This is a genomic window from Stenotrophomonas maltophilia group sp. msm4 (assembly GCF_032025605.1).
GTDB lineage: Bacteria > Pseudomonadota > Gammaproteobacteria > Xanthomonadales > Xanthomonadaceae > Stenotrophomonas > Stenotrophomonas sepilia.
Map to the genome: position 1 here is coordinate 1,668,327 of NZ_JAVSKK010000001.1, position 16,238 is coordinate 1,684,564.

The 16,238-nt window shown below is 68.0% G+C and carries 18 protein-coding genes; 13 read left to right on the forward strand and 5 right to left on the reverse strand.

The genetic code is table 11. From position 1 onward, the window contains the following. Nucleotides 1-92: 92 nt before the first annotated feature. Entirely contained in the window at nt 93-386 is a 294-nt protein-coding gene (locus tag ROV93_RS07865; RefSeq protein WP_072168375.1) for a hypothetical protein, read from the forward strand. Here ROV93_RS07865 and ROV93_RS07870 read toward each other — a convergent pair. From ROV93_RS07870 to ROV93_RS07880, 3 genes are all read right to left on the reverse strand, one after another. Then, a complete protein-coding gene (locus ROV93_RS07870; protein WP_061478014.1) occupies nt 373-807 on the reverse strand; it encodes a hypothetical protein in 435 nt (144 codons plus the stop codon). The two genes, ROV93_RS07865 and ROV93_RS07870, sit on opposite strands and share 14 nt — an antisense overlap. A 103-nt stretch (nt 808-910) precedes the next feature. Then, nucleotides 911-1,717 (reverse strand): amidohydrolase, encoded by an 807-nt coding sequence (locus tag ROV93_RS07875; protein WP_061478015.1) that lies wholly within the window; start codon nt 1,715-1,717, stop codon nt 911-913. Nucleotides 1,718-1,731: 14 nt separating this feature from the next. Next, on the reverse strand, nt 1,732-2,880 hold the full coding sequence (locus ROV93_RS07880) for a pyridoxal phosphate-dependent aminotransferase (protein WP_072168376.1): 1,149 nt from the start codon (nt 2,878-2,880) through the stop codon (nt 1,732-1,734). Between the two features lie 178 nt (nt 2,881-3,058). On the opposite strand from ROV93_RS07880, the gene ccmA reads away from it, so the two are divergent. The 12 genes from ccmA to ROV93_RS07940 all read left to right on the forward strand — a co-directional run bounded on the left by ccmA (nt 3,059) and on the right by ROV93_RS07940 (nt 12,594). Beyond that, complete coding sequence (ccmA, locus tag ROV93_RS07885) at nt 3,059-3,688, forward strand: heme ABC exporter ATP-binding protein CcmA (protein WP_032954317.1); 630 nt, start codon at nt 3,059-3,061, stop codon at nt 3,686-3,688. Continuing rightward, nucleotides 3,685-4,380 carry a heme exporter protein CcmB gene (ccmB, locus tag ROV93_RS07890; RefSeq protein ID WP_006456616.1) on the forward strand — a complete coding sequence of 232 codons (696 nt, stop codon included), beginning with the start codon at nt 3,685-3,687 and terminating at the stop codon, nt 4,378-4,380. The genes ccmA and ccmB overlap by 4 nt, the downstream gene beginning before the upstream one ends. Nucleotides 4,381-4,423: 43 nt before the next feature. Beyond that, nucleotides 4,424-5,194 (forward strand): heme ABC transporter permease CcmC, encoded by a 771-nt coding sequence (ccmC, locus tag ROV93_RS07895; RefSeq protein WP_061478017.1) that lies wholly within the window; start codon nt 4,424-4,426, stop codon nt 5,192-5,194. After that, complete coding sequence (locus ROV93_RS07900) at nt 5,191-5,379, forward strand: heme exporter protein CcmD (RefSeq protein WP_061478018.1); 189 nt, start codon at nt 5,191-5,193, stop codon at nt 5,377-5,379. The genes ccmC and ROV93_RS07900 overlap by 4 nt, the downstream gene beginning before the upstream one ends. Beyond that, entirely contained in the window at nt 5,376-5,837 is a 462-nt protein-coding gene (ccmE, locus tag ROV93_RS07905; RefSeq protein WP_061478019.1) for a cytochrome c maturation protein CcmE, read from the forward strand. The genes ROV93_RS07900 and ccmE overlap by 4 nt, the downstream gene beginning before the upstream one ends. Beyond that, a complete protein-coding gene (locus ROV93_RS07910; RefSeq protein WP_072168377.1) occupies nt 5,838-7,757 on the forward strand; it encodes a heme lyase CcmF/NrfE family subunit in 1,920 nt (639 codons plus the stop codon). It begins immediately after the preceding gene. An 8-nt stretch (nt 7,758-7,765) separates the two neighbouring features. Next, nucleotides 7,766-8,383 carry a DsbE family thiol:disulfide interchange protein gene (locus tag ROV93_RS07915; RefSeq protein WP_072168378.1) on the forward strand — a complete coding sequence of 206 codons (618 nt, stop codon included), beginning with the start codon at nt 7,766-7,768 and terminating at the stop codon, nt 8,381-8,383. A 4-nt stretch (nt 8,384-8,387) separates the two neighbouring features. Continuing rightward, nucleotides 8,388-8,837 carry a cytochrome c-type biogenesis protein gene (locus ROV93_RS07920; RefSeq protein ID WP_072168379.1) on the forward strand — a complete coding sequence of 150 codons (450 nt, stop codon included), beginning with the start codon at nt 8,388-8,390 and terminating at the stop codon, nt 8,835-8,837. After that, nucleotides 8,831-9,820 carry a tetratricopeptide repeat protein gene (locus tag ROV93_RS07925; RefSeq protein ID WP_180890825.1) on the forward strand — a complete coding sequence of 330 codons (990 nt, stop codon included), beginning with the start codon at nt 8,831-8,833 and terminating at the stop codon, nt 9,818-9,820. Before ROV93_RS07920 ends, ROV93_RS07925 begins: the two co-directional genes overlap by 7 nt. Before the next feature lie 281 nt (nt 9,821-10,101). Next, nucleotides 10,102-11,016: an IS110 family transposase gene (locus tag ROV93_RS07930; protein ID WP_269777539.1), complete on the forward strand. Its 915-nt coding sequence runs from the start codon at nt 10,102-10,104 to the stop codon at nt 11,014-11,016. A 120-nt stretch (nt 11,017-11,136) separates the two neighbouring features. Continuing rightward, nucleotides 11,137-12,249, forward strand: coding sequence for a homoserine O-acetyltransferase (locus tag ROV93_RS07935; protein ID WP_072168381.1), 1,113 nt, complete (start codon nt 11,137-11,139; stop codon nt 12,247-12,249). After that, nucleotides 12,250-12,594, forward strand: coding sequence for a DUF1294 domain-containing protein (locus ROV93_RS07940; protein WP_061478025.1), 345 nt, complete (start codon nt 12,250-12,252; stop codon nt 12,592-12,594). It abuts the gene before it with no gap. Nucleotides 12,595-12,679: 85 nt separating this feature from the next. On the opposite strand, the gene cydC is transcribed toward ROV93_RS07940, so the two are convergent. Next, on the reverse strand, nt 12,680-14,353 hold the full coding sequence (gene cydC, locus ROV93_RS07945; protein ID WP_072168382.1) for a thiol reductant ABC exporter subunit CydC: 1,674 nt from the start codon (nt 14,351-14,353) through the stop codon (nt 12,680-12,682). After that, nucleotides 14,350-16,095 (reverse strand): thiol reductant ABC exporter subunit CydD, encoded by a 1,746-nt coding sequence (gene cydD, locus ROV93_RS07950; RefSeq protein WP_072168383.1) that lies wholly within the window; start codon nt 16,093-16,095, stop codon nt 14,350-14,352. The genes cydC and cydD overlap by 4 nt, the downstream gene beginning before the upstream one ends. Between the last annotated feature and the right edge of the window lie 143 nt (nt 16,096-16,238).

Here is a 16,238-nt window from a genome sequence, read left to right on the forward strand (position 1 = left end):
TGGCTGCAAATGGAGCGCACTGTGCGCGGCTTCCGGGAACGGCTTTGATTCGCTGGCTATCGTGCGCGCTGCCCCACCCAAGGCAGATGCCCATGATCACCATCACCGCCGAACAGGCCCGCGCCAATGCTGACGCCGCCAAGCGCCCGATCGAGTTGTTCTACCGCGACCTCGACAACGCCATCCAGGCCGGCTCGGAAAATGGCCGTCGCTACATCGTGTTCGGCTTCAGCCAGGTAATGGCCAGCGAGCAGCTCGTCGAAGACGCGGTCGCACAATTGCTGAAAAATGGTTTCGTTGTCAAACGGCTGTTGAGCGACTCCGAACAGCACTACATCCGCATCAGCTGGGGAACTGCCGAGCCGACGCGCCTCAGCGCCGGCTGATGGTGAAGGCGGCGCCGTCCACGCCCAGGTCCCAGCCCTTGCCGGTACCGGACAGGGCCAGCGAGATGTCACCCTTGGTCATCACCTGCGCGTTGCTGGACTTCACCGCACCCGCATGCGCACCCACCGAGGCGTAGGTACCCAGCAGTTCGTTGACGCTGACCGCACCGGTGAAGCTGCCACGCCCATTGGTGATCTTCGACTTGCCCACGGTCAGGCCGCCGCCCTTCACTTCGATACGTACCGGCATGCTGGCGCCATTGCTGCAGGTGACGGTGCCGTTGCCGGAGGCGGTCTTGTAGATCAGCGACCAGCCGGACAGGTTGTAGCGCAGCTGGCAATCGAGATTGCCGGCAGCGTGCGCAGCCGGGGCCAGCGTTGCAGCAGACAGGGCCAGCAGCACGGCGAAAGGCTTGTTCATGGCAGGACTTCCAGTTCGGTCGGACTGACGGCGAATCTAGCAGTGCGCGCGTGCACGTTGGATGCAGGCGCGCGCGCTGGTGCGGCGGTGTTCAGGCCGTGGCTCAGGCCTGTTCATCCAGGTGGAAGGCATCGGCATCGAGCATCGCCGGGAAGCGCGCGCGATGCGCGGCCAAGGCATCGGCCGAGATGGTGGTGGTCACCACCTGTTCGCGTTCGCGGATCTCCACCTGCGGCTGGCCGAGGAAGTCGATCACCGCGCTGTCGCCGGCGTAGTGCAGCTGGTTGCCGTCCACGCCGACGCGGTTCACCGCCGCCACGAAGCACAGGTTCTCGATCGCGCGCGCGCGCAGCAGGGTCTTCCACGCATAGGCGCGCGCCGACGGCCAGTTGGCCACGAAGATCTGCAGATCGAAGTCCAGCTGCTGCGGACGCTCGACGTTGTAGCGGTTGCGGCAGAACACCGGGAAGCGCAGGTCGTAGCAGACCTGCGGATTGATCCGCCAGCCCTTCCATTCCACGCTCAGGCGCTCGCGGCCGGCGGCATAACGCTCGTGCTCGCCGCCGTAACGGAACAGGTGGCGCTTGTCGTAGTACTCCAGCGTGCCATCGGGCGTGGCGAACAGCAGGCGGTTGTAGACGCCTTCGCCATCACGCAGCTGCACGCTGCCGATCACCGCCGCGTTCAAGGCCCTGGCCTGCTCGCGCACCCAGGCCACGGTCGGGCCGTCCATGCCTTCGGCCTGGGCAATGGCCTCGTTGGAGAAACCACTGGTGAAGGTCTCCGGCAGGATCACCAGGTCGGTGGTGCCGGCCAGCGGTGCCAGCAGCGCGCCGTAGTAGGCGCGGTTGCCGGCCGGGTCGTGCCAGCGGGTGTCGCCCTGGACGAGGGAAATGCGCAGATCCTGCATGTCCACGCCTCCGCTCACAGCAGGCGCAGGCGTTCGATCGCCGCGTCCATGGTCGCTTCGTTCTTGGCGAAGCACAGGCGCACCAGGCGCTGGCCGGCCGGAGGAGTCTCGTAGAACGGCGACAGCGGGATGGCGGTCACGCCCTTCTCGATGGTCAGCCACTTCACGAACTCATGGTCCGGCAGGTCGCTGATGGCCGAGTAGTCGACCAGCTGGAAGTAGCCGCCCGGCACCGGCAGCGCCTTCAGGCGGGTGCTGGCCAGCTGCTCGCGGAAACGGTCGCGCTTGGCCTGGTAGAACGCGCCCAGTTCCAGGTGGTGTTCCGGCTCATCGCGGATCATCGCGGCGAAACCGTACTGCGCCGGGCCGAAGCTGGTGAAGGTGTTGTACTGGTGCACCTTGCGGAACTCGGCGGTCAGCGCCGGCGGGGCGATCGCATAGCCGATCTTCCAGCCGGTGCAGTGGTAGGTCTTGCCGAAGCTGGAGATCACGAACGCGCGCTCGCGCAGTTCCGGGTAGCGCAGCGCCGATTCATGGCGGCGGCCGTCATAGATGATGTGCTCATACACCTCATCGGAGATCAGGTAGATCTGCGTGCCGCGCAGCAGCTCGGCCAGCGCCTGCATGTCCTGCGCCGACAGCATCGCGCCGGACGGGTTGTGCGGGGTGTTGACGATCAGCATGCGTGTGCGCGGGGTGATCGCCGCACGCACGCGGTCCCAGTCGACGGCGAAGGTCTGCGGATCCAGCGACACATGCACGGCCTTGGCACCGGCCAGATCGATCGCCGGTTCATAGCAGTCATAGGCCGGGTCGAGCACGATCACTTCTTCGCCGGCACGCACCACGGCGTGGATGGCGTTGAAGATGGCCTCGGTACCGCCACTGGTGACGGTGATCTCGCTGTCCGCATCCACCTGCGCGCCGTAGCAGTCCAGCGCCTTCTGGGCGATGGCCTGGCGCAGCGGGGCTACGCCGGTCATCGGCGGGTACTGGTTGAGCCCGGCGGCCATCGCCTTGGCCGTCTCATCGATCAGGCGCTGCGGCGCGGAAAAGTCCGGGAAACCCTGGCCCAGGTTGACCGCGCCGTGTTCGGCGGCGAGCTGGGACATCACGGTGAAGATCGTGGTACCGACCTTGGGCAGCTTGGTGGTGGGTTGCATCGGCCTGGACTGTGGGGAACAAGGCCTCCGAGTTTACGCAATCCGCGCGTCGGTAGTGCCGGCCGCTGGCCGGCAACCTCGGCTGGCAGATGGCGAAATTGCCGGCCAGCGGCCGGCACTACCCTGTGAATTCACCGCTACAATTGCCACCGCACTCCGGCATGAAGATCCCTGCCCCTTGGACACCCCTGCATTGCTGGCCGCCAGCGGCCTGAGCTTCTCCCGCAATGACGAGCCGGTGTTCGGCCCGCTGGACTTCCATGTGGACGCCGGCGAAGCCCTGCTGGTGCAGGGTGGCAATGGCGCCGGCAAGACCACCCTGCTGCGCGTGCTGGCCGGCCTGGCCCGGCCCGGGGCCGGCCAGGTGCGGATCGACGGCAAGCCGGCCAGCAACGCCGAGCGTGCGCGCTATGTCGCCTATCTCAGCCACCTGCCGGCGCTGAAGCCGGACCTCGGCACGCTGGAGAACCTGCACTTCCTGTGCGGCCTGCACGGCCGCCGTGCGCGGCAGATGCCCGGCAACGCGCTGGCCATCGTCGGCCTGGCCGGTTACGAGGACACTCTGGTACGCCACCTGTCGGCCGGGCAGAAGCGGCGGCTGGCACTGGCGCGCATCTGGCTGTCGCCGGCGCCACTGTGGCTGCTCGACGAACCCTACGCCAACCTCGACCTGGAGGGCATCACTCTGGTCAACCGGATGATTTCGGCGCACCTGCGCGCCGGTGGCGCTGCGCTGGTCACCACCCACGGCGCCTATGCCGCACCGCCGGTGCGCACCCGCCAGCTCGACCTCGGCGGTGCCGCATGATCGCGCCGGGTACCGAACCGGGCCTGTGGCAGACCGCGGGCGCCCTGCTCAAGCGCGACCTGCGCCTGCTCTGGCGCCGCCGCGGCGACGCGCTGCAACCGCTGCTGTTCGCGGTGCTGGTGGTGGTGCTGTTCGCGCTGGCCCAGGGTCGTGAGCCACAACTGCTGGCCGCCACCGCCGGCGCGGTGCTGTGGCTGGCCGTGCTGCTGGCGGGACAGCTGTCGCTGGATTCGCTGTTCCGTTCCGACGCCGAAGATGGCTCGCTGGAACAGTGGCTGCTGGCGCCGGTGCCGCTGGCCTGGCTGGTACTGGTGCGCGTGCTGCTGCACTGGGCCACCACGGCACTGCCGCTGATCGTGGTCAGCCCGCTGCTGGCCGAAATGCTGCACCTGCCGCATGACCAGCTGCCGATGTTGCTGGCATCGTTGCTGCTGGGAACGCCGTTGCTGAGCCTGATCGGTGGCGTGGTCGCTGCACTGACCGTTGGCATCCGGCGCTCTGGTATTCTCGTGGCGTTGCTGTCGTTGCCGCTGTACGTGCCGGTGCTGGTGTTCGGCGCAGGCAGCCTGGCGGCAGCCGGGCGCGGGCAGGATCCGGTCGGTGCGCTGCTGATGCTGGGCGCCGGCCTGCTGGTCGCGCTGGTGCTGGCGCCGCTGGCCACCGCCGCTGCAATACGTATTTCTCTGAGTTGACCGAGCTGAGAGCCAATCCACCCCTGCTGGATAGCCGCCACGCATGAATCCGATTGTCCGCTGGTTCCACCAACTCGGTTCGCCTCCCACGTTCGACCGTTTCGCTGCCCGCTGGTCGCGGGTGTTCTACCTCGCCGCAGTGCCGGTGCTGCTGGTCGGCATGTGGCAGGCGCTGCTGGTGGTGCCGCCGGAAGCCAAGCAGCTGGACAGCTTCCGCATCCTCTACATCCACGTCCCCAGTGCCTGGATGAGCCTGTTCGTGTTCGCGCTGATGGCGCTGTATGCCGCGATCGCGCTGATCTGGCGGATCAAGGTCTGCGAGATCCTGGCCATGGCCTGCGCGCCGATGGGCGCCGGCTTCACCCTCATCACCCTGCTGACCGGCAGCATCTGGGGCAAGGGCACCTGGGGCACCTGGTGGGACTGGGACCCGCGCATGACCAGCGAACTGGTACTGCTGTTCCTGTACCTGGGCGTGATCGGCCTGTACCACGCCATCGAAGACCGCCGCAGCGCCGCGCGCGCCGCTGGCCTGCTGGCCATTGTAGGTGTCAGCCTGCTGCCGGTGATCCGCTATTCGGTGGACTGGTGGGGCGGCCTGCACCAGCGCCAGTCGATCAACGTGTTCGGTGAATCGGCGATCAGCAGCGCGATGATCGCGCCGCTGTGGTGGATGGTGATCGGCACCAAGTTCTGGTTCGCCGGTTCGGTGCTGGCCAAGGCCCGCGCCGACAATCTCGACCGCGAGGCCGGCAAGGCCTGGGTCGGCGGCCGTGTCGATGCCGCGCGCGCCACCCGGGAGGCCCAGCCATGACACACCTGCCCTATGTGATCGGCGCCTACGCCGTATTCGTGCTGGTGCTCAGCGCCGATGCCCTCGGTTCGTGGCTGCGCCTGCGCGTGGCGCGCCGGCTGGCACTGGCCCGCCAGCAGCGGCAGCAGACCCGCGCTGGCAGGCAGGACGCTGCGACGCCGCTGTCGACGGAGCTGGAACGATGACCCCGGTGCAGCGTCGCCGCCTGGTGTGGGTGCTGCTGGCCCTGCTCGCCTCCGGCCTGGCCACCGCGCTGGTGGCGATGGCGCTGGAACGCAACATCGCCTACCTGTACACCCCTTCGGAAGTGCTGCGCGGCGATGTCGATGCACAGTCGCGTTTCCGCTTGGGCGGCATGGTGGTGAAGGGCTCCTTCAACCGCCCGGTCGGCTCGCTGGAGGCGCGCTTCGACGTGACCGACGGCGATGCACAGCTGGCGGTGACCACCTCGCGGATCCTGCCGGACATGTTCGCCGAAGGCACCGCGGTGGTCGCCAGTGGCCGCCTGCAGGACGGAGTCTTCGTCGCCGACGAAGTGCTGGCCAAGCACGATGAGAAGTACGTGCCGAAGGAAGTGGCCGACAAGATGGGCGATGCCCATCGCAAGCACGACGTGCCGGTGACGGCCCCCGAGGTGCGCTGAGTGCTGCCCGAACTGGGTCAGATCCTGCTGTTGTGTGCGTTGCTGGCCTCGCTGCTGCAGGCCGGCCTGCCGCTGGCCGGTGCGCATCGCAACAACGCGGCATGGATGGCAGTGGCGCGGCCTGCCGCCTTCGCGCAGTTGCTGCTGTTGGCCGGCGCCTTCGCGGTGCTGACCACCGCGTTCGTGCAGCAGGATTTCTCGGTGCGCTATGTGGCCGAGAACTCCAATTCGCTGCTGCCGCTGATCTACCGCTATTCGGCGGTGTGGGGCGCGCACGAGGGCTCGCTGCTGATGTGGGCGCTGGTGCTGGCATTGTGGACCGGCGCGGTGGCGCTGTTCTCGCGGCACCTGCCGGCACCGGTGCAGGCGCGCGTACTGGCGGTGATGGGCATTGTCAGCGTCGGCTTCCTCGCCTTCCTGATCTTCACCTCCAATCCGTTCCTGCGCCTGAACCCGGCACCGCTGGAAGGCCGCGACCTCAATCCGCTGCTGCAGGATCCGGGGCTGATCATCCATCCACCGATGCTGTACCTGGGCTACGTAGGCTTCGCGGTGCCCTTCGCATTCGCAGTGGCCGCGCTGCTGGAAGGTCGCGTGGATGCGCGCTGGCTGCGCTGGACGCGGCCGTGGACCAACGTCGCCTGGGGCTTTTTGACCCTGGGCATCGCACTGGGCAGCTGGTGGGCCTACTACGAGCTGGGTTGGGGCGGCTGGTGGTTCTGGGACCCGGTGGAAAATGCCAGCTTCATGCCGTGGCTGGTCGGTGCGGCACTGATCCATTCACAGGCCGTCACCGAAAAGCGCGGCACCTTCGGCAGCTGGACCCTGCTGCTGGCGATCGCCGCCTTCGCGCTGTCGCTGCTGGGCACCTTCCTGGTGCGCTCGGGCGTGCTGACCAGCGTGCATTCATTCGCTGCCGATCCTTCGCGCGGCCTGTTCATCCTGGTGTTCCTGTCAGTGCTGATCGGTGGCAGCCTGCTGCTGTACGCGCTGCGCGCCAGCCAGCTGAGCGTGGATGCCGATGATCCGCGCCGTGGCTTCACCGCCACCTCGCGCGAGACCCTGCTGCTGGCCAACAACCTGCTGCTGGCCACCGCCTGCGCGATGGTGCTGCTCGGCACGCTGTACCCGCTGCTGGCCGATGCGCTGTCGCTGGGCAAGATCTCGGTCGGTCCGCCCTACTTCGGCAGCCTGTTCCTGCTGCTGATGGCACCGATGATCCTGTTGCTGCCGTTCGGCCCGCTGGTGAAATGGCAGCGTGACCAGCCCTCGCGCGCCTTCGCGCTGCTGGCACCCTGGCTGGGCCTGGCGGTATTACTGGGCGCGCTGGCCTGGTGGCAGGCACCGCAGAATGGCTGGAAGGCCGGCATCGGCGTCGCCGCTGCGGCCTGGGTCGCACTCGGCACCGCGCGCTTCGTCTGGCAGCGCCTGCGCGGCAATGGCCGCTTCACCGCCGAGATGCTCGGCATGATCGTCGCCCACGCCGGCATCGCGGTGTTCCTGGCCGGCGCCCTGCTGGTCGAAGCGCTGAACGTGCAGCGCGAAGTGGCGCTGGCGCCGGGGCAGCAGCTGGTGGTCGGTCGCTACGAAGTCCGCTTCGAAGGCGTGGACCATCGCGAAGGGCCGAATTTCATCGCTGATCGGGGCCACCTGCGGGTGTTCCGCAACGGCCGCGAGCAGGCCCTGCTGCATCCCGAGAAGCGCCAGTACGCCAGTGGCGGCCAGGTGATGACCGAGGCCGGCATCGATGCACGCTTCGACGGTGATGTCTACGTGGCATTGGGCGAGCCGCTGGGCAACAATGCATGGGCGGTCCGGGTGCACATCAAGCCGTTCGTGCGCTGGATCTGGCTCGGCGCGCTGCTGATGGCCCTGGGCGGATTCATCACCGCCGCCGACCGCCGTTTCCGTCGTCCGTAGGAGTTCCCATGTCCGAGTCCCCCGCCCCGCGCCCCTCCCGCCCGCTGCCGCCGGTAGCCATCGTGATCGGCGTGCTGTTCTTCTTCGGCCTGCTCGGGCTGATGATCTACGGGGTGATGAAATCGGGCGACCCGCAGCGCGACGTGCTGCCGTCGGCGCTGATCGACAAGCCGGCGCCGGCGTTCGCGCTGCCGGTGCTGCATGACCCGGAAATGATCGTACACAGCGACGAGCTGCGCGGCGCGCCCTATCTGCTGAACGTCTGGGGCAGCTGGTGCGCGGCCTGCCGCGAAGAACACCCGGTACTGACCCGCTTTGCCGAGAGCAAGCGCGTGCGCGTGATCGGCTACAACTGGAAGGATGATCCGACCGACGCGCTGCACTGGCTGGAGCAGCTGGGCAACCCGTTCATGGTGGTGCTTAGCGACGTCGAGGGCCGCACCGCGATCGACTGGGGCGTGACCGCTGCGCCAGAAACCTTCCTGGTTGATGGCAGCGGCATCGTGCGCTGGAAGTACAGTGGCGCGATGACCCAGCGCGTGATCGATGAGAAGCTGATCCCGGCACTGGAGAAGATCGAGAAGGCCCAGGGCAGTGCCGGCAACACCCTGCATACGGCGCCCTGAGCCGATGCGCTGGCTGCTGGCGCTGCTGCTCCTGATGCTGCCGCTGGCCGTGCTGGCCCAGCAGCCGCTGCACGATCCACAGCCGCTGCAGTTCCGCGACGATGCCGAGGAGCGCCGCTTCCATGACCTGGCCGCACAACTGCGCTGCGTGCAGTGCCAGAACCAGTCGCTGGCCGATTCGAACGCACAGATCGCGCAGGACCTGCGTCGCGAGGTGCTGCAGCTGATGCAGCAGGGCCACGACGACGCACAGATCAAGCAGTTCCTGGTCGCCCGCTACGGTGAGTTCGTGCTCTATCAACCACCGTTGCAGCCGGGCACCTGGCTGCTGTGGGGTGGCCCCCTGCTGGTGCTCGGCGCCGGTGCACTGGTGGTGCTGGGCATCGTCCGCCGACGTGGACGCACCGTCGGCGCGGCGCCGGCCGGCAAGGCCGATGAAGGAGACGAATGGTGAACCATTGGCTGCCGGTGCTGGCCGGCCTGGTTGCAGCGCTGATGGCAGCACTGGTGCTGTGGCCGCTGCGCCACCACGGTCGTCGCGGTTTCGTGGTCGGCGTGTTCGCACTGGGCGTGGCCGGTGCCTGCCTGTACCTGCTGGTCGGTGATCCGCGTGCAGCACAGGTACAGCCGACGCCGTCGGTGGCCACCCTGCGCGATGGTGTGCAGGCCCTGCAGGATGCACTGAAGCGCGACCCTCAGCGTGCCGATGGCTGGGCATTGCTCGGGCGTTCGCAGGCCGAACTGGGCAATGCCTCAGCTGCGGCAGACGCCTTCGCGAAGGCCGCCGAATTGGCACCGGATGATCCGGGCGTGCTGGTGGAAGCCGCGCAGGCGCGCGCGCAGGCTGATGCCGGCAAGCAGTTCGATGACACCGCGATGACCTGGTTGCAGCAGGCACGTACACAGGCCCCCGACGCCGAGCGCGCCAGCTGGCTGCTGGGCATCGCCCTGCGGCAACGTGGAAGGAATGCCGAGGCTGCGGACGTGTGGAGCGGCCTGCTGCCGCGACTGGAACCGGGTGCCGCGCAGGCGCTGCAGGCGCAGATCGCGATTGCCCGCGAGGCCGCCGGCCATGCGCCCGATGCTGGCGTTGCGGCGCCACCGGCGCTGCTGCAGGTGCGCGTGCAGCTGCCGGCACTGAACAACGCCGAGTGGCCCGCCAGCACCCAGGTGTTCGTGCTGGCCCGTGCCGTCGGCGGCCCGCCGATGCCGGTGGCCGCTCGCAAGCTGCCGCTGAGCGGATTCCCGGACACGGTCGGGCTCGGCGACGGTGACAGTCCGATGCCAACCGCACCGCTGTCGGCCCACCGCGAAGTGGAAGTGCTGGCACGCATCTCGCGTACTGGTAGCGCCAATCGCAGCGAGGGCGACCTGCAGAGCGTTCCAGTGAAGGTAAGCCTGCCGCATGAAGGCGTGGTGGAACTGCGGTTTCCCTGACTTGTAGAGCCGAGCCCACGCTCGGCTGCGATTGGGTTGCCGACGCCCGCCAGCCGAGCATCGGCTCGGCTCTTATCTCTTCCGACTCTGGCACCTTAGGTGCCGAGAGCCCGGCGCGGACGACCGTTCGGCTCTAGGTCTTTTCGATCGCTCTGTAGCAAGGATCTCCGCGCCGGTTTCTCCCTGATCCGCCCGAACAGTTGATCGAGCTGGCACTCGTACTGATAAGACTGGGCAAGCGGGGGGAGCTCTCGACCCTGTCAGCCTAGCGGAGTTGCCCCATGTTTGGGATCGGGATCGATGTCAGCGGTGAGAATCTGGATGTGGCCGTCCATGAACAGGCCTTCCGTCAGTTCAAGAACAACAAGCGGGGCTGGGCCAGTCTGATCAGATGGCTGCAGCGGTGGCCAGCCAAGCAGGTCGTGCTGGAGGCCAGCGGCGGCTATGAACAGAAGGCGCTGGACGCCTTGCACGAAGCTGGCTTGCCGATGGTGCGGATCAACCCGGGCCGTGGCCGCAGTTTCGCCTCAGCCACCGGGAAGCAGGCCAAGACCGATCGCATCGATGCCATGGTTCTGGCTCACATGGCCGACGTTCTCAAGCTGACCCGTTACGTCCCGCCAGCAGCCTGGCAACGCCGTCTGGGTGAGCTCTGCCAGCGTCGGCGCCATCTGGTGCAGATGCGGGTGAGCGAGCATCAGCGCATGCGTGCGTTCAGCGAACCAAGCCTGATTTCCATGCTGAATCAGCATCTGCGTGAGATCCAGAAAACCATCAAGCAGCTCGATACCACCATCGCAGCGCTCTTGGCTGAGCAGGAAGGATGGCATGACTTTGCCAAGCTCAAAGGCGCTGGCCCGGTGCTGATGGCAACCCTGGCCTGCGAGCTGCCGGAGCTGGGAAGACTAAGTGGGAAAGCCATCGCGGCCTTGGTAGGGGTTGCCCCCATGAACCGGGAAAGCGGCAACTGGAAAGGACGACGGAGCATCACCGGCGGCCGGGCCGTTGTACGCGAAGCGCTCTACATGGCAGCGCTGACCGCCAAACGCTATGAGCCCCGGCTCAAGGAATTCTTTGAATCCCTCGTCAACCAAGGCAAGCCGGGCAAGGTGGCCCTGGTCGCGGTGATGCGCAAGATGCTGGTGATCCTCAACGCCCGCAAGCGTGACGCGGAGGCCCAGATGGCCTCCGCCTGACAAGACAGTTGCTACAGCAGATCCACGCCATGCGTGGATACGACGGTCCGGTCCGCGTCCACCCGCTGCTGGAATCCAGCGTGTCGCCAGCTCCACATGCCGCCCCGCTAGAATGCGTGCATGACCGAATTCATCCCGCCCGGCACCCGCTTCCACGCCCTGCCTTCGCCGTTCCCGTTCAAGCGCGGTGGCGCCCTGCACGGCGCGCGCGTGGCCTACGAGACCTGGGGAACGCTGGCGGCCGATGCCAGCAATGCGATCCTGATCGTGACCGGCCTGTCCCCAGACGCGCATGCAGCGGCCAACGAGGCCAACCCGGCACCGGGCTGGTGGGAAGCGATGGTTGGCCCCGGCAAGCCGATCGATACCAACCGCTGGTTCGTGGTATGCGTGAATTCGCTGGGCAGCTGCAAGGGCTCGACCGGCCCCGCTTCGCTCAACCCGGCCAACGGTGAGCCCTACCGCCTGGACTTCCCCGAGCTGTCGATCGAAGACGGTGCCCGCGCCGCCGTCGACGTCGTGCGTGCACTCGGTATCGAGCGGCTGGCCTGCGTGGTCGGCAACTCGATGGGCGGCATGACGGCCCTTGCCATCCTGATGCTGCATCCGGGCATCGCGCGCAGCCACGTCAACATTTCCGGCAGCGCGCAGGCGTTGCCGTTCTCGATCGCGATCCGCTCGCTGCAGCGCGAGGCAATCCGCCTTGACCCGCGCTGGAATGGCGGCCACTACGACGATGCCGAGTACCCCGAGTCCGGCATGCGCATGGCGCGCAAGCTGGGCGTGATCACCTACCGCTCGGCGCTGGAGTGGGATGGCCGCTTCGGCCGCGTGCGGCTGGATTCGGACCAGACCGACGACGATCCGTTCGGCCTGGAATTCCAGGTGGAAAGCTATCTGGAAGGCCACGCACGGCGCTTCGTGCGTTTCTTCGATCCCAACTGCTACCTGTACCTGAGCCGCTCGATGGACTGGTTCGACCTGGCCGAGTATGCCGACGGCAACGTGCTGGCCGGGCTTGCGAAGATCCGTGTGGAGAAGGCGCTGGCGATCGGCGCCAACACCGACATCCTGTTCCCCGTGCAGCAGCAGCAACAGATTGCCGATGGCCTGCGCGCCGGCGGTGCCGATGCGCACTTCATCGGCCTGGAATCGCCGCAGGGCCACGACGCCTTCCTCGTCGATTTCGAGCGTTTCGGCCCGGCCGTGCGCGGCTTCCTCGACGCGCTGTAAGTGGCGTGGCGGCGTAATCTCGCGCTGGCTGCCTTCGGCGCGTTGATCGCGCTGATGATCAGCGGCGTGCTGCCGCTGTGGCTGGGCGGCTGGTGCGTGCTGGCCAGCGCGGTGTCGTTCGGGCTCTATGGCCATGACAAGCGCGCGGCGCAGCGAAAGCAGTGGCGGATTCCCGAGCGCACCCTGCAGCTGCTGGCCTTTGCCGGTGGTTGGCCCGGCGCGCTGCTGGGCCAGGCGATGTTCCGCCACAAGCACCGCAAGGCCGCGTTCCAATGGGTGTTCTGGCTGTGCGTGCTGGCCAACGTGGCCTCGATCGCGGTACTGCTGCGCGAATTTTCGCGATAACCCTCGCCATCGGTAGTGCCGGCCGCTGGCCGGCAACCTCAGACGCTTCAATTGCCGGCCAGCGGCCGGCACTACCGGACCATCGTCACGATTCGCGAATCAACACCCCATCACGCAACCGGTACTGCGCATCGACCACGCCTTCGGGCAGGTCGTCGTGGGTGATCATCAACAGGCTGCGCCCGTCCAGCAACCCGGAGAGATCGTGCAGCAGCGCACGTGCGGTATCCACGTCCAACCCTTCGGTTGGTTCGTCCAGCAGCAGGATCGGCGCGTTGCGCAGCAGCGCCCGCGCCAGCGCCAGCCGTCGCGCCTGGCCGGCCGACATCGTCGCGCCGTTCTCGCCCACCCAGGCCTGCAGGCCACCGTTGCGCTCGGCCCAGTCGCCCAGGCGCACGCGACGGAGGACCGCCCACAAGGCGGCGTCGCTGGCATCGGGATCGCCCAGCCGCAGGTTTTCTGCCACGCTGCCGGCAAACACCGGTGCGTTCTGTGGCAGCCACGCCAGTTGCTGGTGCCACTCAGCCTGGGCGACGTCGCGCAGATCGCGGCCACCATAGGTGATTCGCCCCTGCTGCGGATCCCACAGCCGCAGCAGCAGGCTGGACAGCGTGGTCTTGCCACTGCCGCTGTCGCCGCGGATGGCGATGCGTTCGCCTGACGCCAGGGTCAGCTGGAGGCCGGACAGCACCGGCCGCGCCGCGCCCGGCCACTGGAAATGCACATCGTCCCAATGCACGCGCGCGGCTTGCGGCACCGGCTGTGGCACTTGCGGATCGTCCACCGTCGGCGGTTGCTCGACGATCGCCTGCAGGCGATCTGCGGCAATGCGCCCGGACTGCAGCGACTGCCAGGCCAGGCCCATGCCGGCCCACAGTTCGATCAACGCCACGGTCAGGAACACGAGGCCCGCCGCCATCTCCGGCGCGATGCGCTGCTGTTCGGCGGCGTGCAGGGCCAACGCCAGCATCGCCACCAGGCCCAGCCCGGCCACCAGGCCGTGCAGGGTCGAGGCCGCGATCAGGCGCCAGCGACGGCGGCGGTCACGCGAGGCCAACTGCTTGGCTGCCACGCGCACCTTCAGCTGCCACGCGACATCGGCATGCAGCGCGGCCAGATCTCCCGCCCCCTCCAACCCCTCAAAGGCCGCGGTGCGCAATGCGGCGCGATGTGCGGCGCGGTCGGCTTCTTCATCATCGTGGCCACGCACGCCCAGCCACGGCACACCGAAGGCGATCAGCAGCGCCAGCACCGCCAGCAGCACTGCCGCCGACGGCAGGATCAGCGCCGCCGATGCAACCGCCACCACCGACAGCGCACCCAGCGCCACCAGCGGCCCGATCGCACGTACCAGCAGGCCATCCACTTCGCCGATGTCGCCCAGCAGTCGCGCCAGCAACTCGCCGGTACGCGTAGCCCCCAGCCGTGCCGGCGCCAGTGGCAGCGCGCGGCGGAAGAACCAGACGCGCAGATCGCGGGCGATGCGCAGGGTGGCATCGTGGCCCACCAGCTTTTCGAAGTAGCGCGACACGATGCGCGCCATGGTCAAGCCACGGATACCCGCAGACGGCGAGAAGAAATTGAATCCCTGCCCCAGGCCTGCGGCACCGGCCAGCGCGGCCGCGGTGAGGAAACCACCGGACAGGCCCAGCAATGCAGTGCCGGCCAGCATCGTGGTCCACAACAACAGGATCGTCAGCAACAGGCGTGGACGATGACGCAGGAACACCGCGCGCAGCGAATCAGGTGAACGGCTCATGCGCGCACCGCCTGTGCCGGTTCTACCAGGCGGCCTTCCGGCAGCAGCAGGCAACGATCGGCCCAGGCGATCACCGCCGGGCTGTGGGTGGCGACCACCACGCTGCGGCCACGTGCATATGCGGCCAGGCTGCGCAGCAATGCCGCTTCGGTATCGGCATCCAGGAACGCGGTGGGTTCGTCCAGCAGCAGCACCTGCGGATCACGCAGCAGGAGACGGGCCAGGCCGATGCGACGCGCCTCACCACCGGACAGGCCGAAGCCACGTTCGCCGATCACCGTATCCAGCCCCTGCGGCAGGCGCTGCGCAAACTGCAGTACCTGCGACGCCTCGGCCACCGCGCGCAGGCGCGCATCGCTGGCGCCGGGATCGGCCAGGCGCAGGTTGTCGGCGATGCTGCCGTGGAACAGGTACGGACGCTGGCTGGCATAGGCCACCTGCACGCCGGGACGCACCTGCAGCTTGCCGGCACGCGGCGGCAGCCAACCGGCCAGCGCCTCCAGCAACGTACTCTTGCCGGACCCGCTGGGACCGACCAGGGCCAGGCGCTGGCCCGGTTCCAGCAGCACATCCAGATCCTGCAGCACATCGTGCGGCGCGCCCAGCGGACGCAGCACCAGACCCTGTGCCCGCAGCGGCGGCAGCGCGGCCTCGGCCGGCTCCACCGCCAGCGGCGCAGCTTCGTTCTCGATCAGGCCCTGCTCATCGGGCAGCGACTGCAGCAGGCGCTCCACCTCGGCAGCGGCAGCCAGCGCATTGGCACGGTCGTGGTAGTGGGCGGCCAGCCGTCGCAGCGGCGCATAGAATTCCGGCGCCAGCAGCAGGCAGAACAGGCCCGCCCCCAGCGTCGGTACCGTTGCATGCAGCGACATCATGCCCAGATAGCTCAGCCCGAGGTACAGGGCGACCATCGCCACGCTGACCGAGGCGAAGAACTCCAGCACCGTGGACGACAGGAAAGCGATGCGCAGAACCTTCAGGGTGCGCACGCGCACGCCTTCGGCAGCCGCCTCGATCCCCTCCAGCTCAGCCTCGCCGCGGCCATACAGGCGCAGCAGGCCCAGGCCCTTGATGCGGTCGGCGAAATGGCCGCTCATCCGCGCCAGCTCACCCAGCTGCGCGCGGCCGGCCGCTTCGGCCCCCCAGCCCACCAGCATCATGAAGAACGGTACCAACGGTGCAGTGAACAGCAGGATCAGCGCCACCACCCAGTCGACCCAGGCTACGGCGGCCAGGATCAGCAGCGGCACCACCACCACTTCGGTGCGTACCGGCAGGAAACCGCTGTAATAGCTCTCGATCGCATCAGCGTGATGCAGCATCAGTTCGCCCAGTTCGCCGGTGCGGCGCTGGCGCAGCCACAGCGGCCCATGGCCAAGCAGGCGTCCGAACACGCGTTCACGCAGGGCCAACCGCGCGGCATCGGCCACATCACCGGCGGCGGCCTGGGTGGCGCTGCCCAGCAGCGTGCGCGCCACCAGGATCGCCGCCAGACCGCCCAGCACCGGCAACCCCGAGGCCAGCGGCGCGCGCTCCACCAGCACCTGCTGCACCAGCCAGGCGATGGCGGCCGCCTGGCCGATCAACAGGGCACCGGACAGGCTGATGCACAGTGCCGCCAGCCGCTGGCGGCCTCGAGCAGGCCGCGCCAGATCGGCCAGCCACGCGCTGCGGGCGCGCCGCTGGCGGGTCGTTTCGGCGTCCTGGGACAGGGCGACGGAGGAGGTTTCGGCAGCGCTCAAGGGGTCTTCACGGGCAACGGGGGAGACACGGCATTGTAGGCGCAGGCAATGGCCGGCCTCTGCGGCCAGCAGTCGCAGTCTTCATCAGGTTGGCATACGATCGACCGGGGCACCTGTTCATACATTGATCTGGATCAAGGCTG

What these genes read in the sequence shown, in the direction of transcription:
- ROV93_RS07930 (WP_269777539.1), top strand. Translation starts at nt 10,102, where the DNA reads ATGTTTGGGATCGGGATCGATGTCAGCGGTGAGAATCTGGATGTGGCC.
- ccmC (WP_061478017.1), top strand. Translation starts at nt 4,424, where the DNA reads ATGAATCCGATTGTCCGCTGGTTCCACCAACTCGGTTCGCCTCCCACG.
- ROV93_RS07935 (WP_072168381.1), top strand. Translation starts at nt 11,137, where the DNA reads ATGACCGAATTCATCCCGCCCGGCACCCGCTTCCACGCCCTGCCTTCG.
- ROV93_RS07915 (WP_072168378.1), top strand. Translation starts at nt 7,766, where the DNA reads ATGTCCGAGTCCCCCGCCCCGCGCCCCTCCCGCCCGCTGCCGCCGGTA.
- ccmB (WP_006456616.1), top strand. Translation starts at nt 3,685, where the DNA reads ATGATCGCGCCGGGTACCGAACCGGGCCTGTGGCAGACCGCGGGCGCC.
- ROV93_RS07870 (WP_061478014.1), bottom strand. Translation starts at nt 807, where the DNA reads ATGAACAAGCCTTTCGCCGTGCTGCTGGCCCTGTCTGCTGCAACGCTG.
- ROV93_RS07875 (WP_061478015.1), bottom strand. Translation starts at nt 1,717, where the DNA reads ATGCAGGATCTGCGCATTTCCCTCGTCCAGGGCGACACCCGCTGGCAC.
- ROV93_RS07865 (WP_072168375.1), top strand. Translation starts at nt 93, where the DNA reads ATGATCACCATCACCGCCGAACAGGCCCGCGCCAATGCTGACGCCGCC.
- ROV93_RS07920 (WP_072168379.1), top strand. Translation starts at nt 8,388, where the DNA reads ATGCGCTGGCTGCTGGCGCTGCTGCTCCTGATGCTGCCGCTGGCCGTG.
- cydC (WP_072168382.1), bottom strand. Translation starts at nt 14,353, where the DNA reads ATGAGCCGTTCACCTGATTCGCTGCGCGCGGTGTTCCTGCGTCATCGT.
- ccmE (WP_061478019.1), top strand. Translation starts at nt 5,376, where the DNA reads ATGACCCCGGTGCAGCGTCGCCGCCTGGTGTGGGTGCTGCTGGCCCTG.
- ROV93_RS07925 (WP_180890825.1), top strand. Translation starts at nt 8,831, where the DNA reads ATGGTGAACCATTGGCTGCCGGTGCTGGCCGGCCTGGTTGCAGCGCTG.
- ROV93_RS07880 (WP_072168376.1), bottom strand. Translation starts at nt 2,880, where the DNA reads ATGCAACCCACCACCAAGCTGCCCAAGGTCGGTACCACGATCTTCACC.
- ROV93_RS07900 (WP_061478018.1), top strand. Translation starts at nt 5,191, where the DNA reads ATGACACACCTGCCCTATGTGATCGGCGCCTACGCCGTATTCGTGCTG.